The sequence below is a fragment of the Pseudomonas entomophila genome (assembly GCF_013523125.1).
GTDB classification, from domain to species: Bacteria; Pseudomonadota; Gammaproteobacteria; order Pseudomonadales; family Pseudomonadaceae; genus Aquipseudomonas; species Aquipseudomonas entomophila_B.
The window spans coordinates 1-214 of record NZ_JAAMQJ010000134.1 but is presented as its reverse complement, the minus strand read 5'-3'; the positions used below and the strand labels follow the sequence as shown (position 1 = coordinate 214).

1 protein-coding gene is annotated in these 214 nt (G+C 63.6%); it reads left to right on the top strand.

Annotation, left to right across the window (positions count from 1 at the left end; translation table 11 throughout):
- Positions 1-214, top strand: a 214-nt coding sequence (locus G7007_RS21970) for an IS110 family transposase (RefSeq protein ID WP_181105207.1), incomplete at both ends; no start/stop codon positions are given.

The window sequence follows — 214 nt, the reverse complement described above, 5'->3', positions numbered from 1 at the left end:
TCGCCGAATTCGAGCTGCGCCGCGTCAAGACCGACAAGGCCGACGCCAAGACCATTGCTGCTTACGCTCAGCACAAGGGCGACTCGCTACGCCAGTGGGAGCCTGAGCCAGAAGCTCAGCGGCGTCTACGGGCGCTGGTTCGCCGCCTGGATGACCTGAAAGAAATGCGCCAGATGGAGCAGAACCGTCTGGATGTGGCGCCGCTGACGGTGCA